This is a genomic window from Nocardioides marinquilinus (genome assembly GCF_039543705.1).
In the GTDB taxonomy this organism is placed as follows: domain Bacteria; phylum Actinomycetota; class Actinomycetes; order Propionibacteriales; family Nocardioidaceae; genus Nocardioides; species Nocardioides marinquilinus.
In genome coordinates, this window is the sequence record NZ_BAABKG010000019.1 from 1 (window position 1) to 502 (window position 502).

Sequence of the window (502 nt, forward strand, 5' to 3'; positions counted from 1 at the left end):
GTTCGTGCTGGTCGACTACAAGGGCGGCAGCGCCTTCGCCGAGTGCGCCGACCTGCCGCACACGGTCGGTCTGGTCACCGACCTGGACACCCACCTGGTGGAACGCGCTCTGGTCTCCCTGGGCGCGGAGCTGCGTCGCCGGGAGCATCTGCTGGCCGGCTTCGTCCCGGCGGTCTACCAGTACCGCGCTCCGGAACGGAACGACGACGGCACCAGGCAGCGGAACTGGGACCCGGACCGGTCCGAGCGCTGGCTCGGCTATCTGGCCCACAGCCTGACCCAGGGCGCGTCCGAGCGGCGGGACCTCGCCTGGTGGAGGCTCGGCCACACGCTGCGGGTCCCGTCGCGCATCGTGTACGTCACGCTGGTGTGCGCGCTGTGCATGGCCGTGGCCACCTGGCTCGTGCAGCTGCTCGCCCTCCCCTCGGGCGCCCTCGGACCGATGCGGGTGGAAACCGTGTTCCTGCAGGGAGCGCTGGTCGGGCTGCTCACCGGCGTCGCC

Annotated in this window: 1 protein-coding gene; it reads left to right on the forward strand. The window is 72.1% G+C overall.

Annotation, left to right across the window (positions count from 1 at the left end):
* Window positions 1–502: hypothetical protein (locus ABEA04_RS22980; protein WP_345464710.1), on the forward strand; the 502-nt coding region annotated here is incomplete at both ends.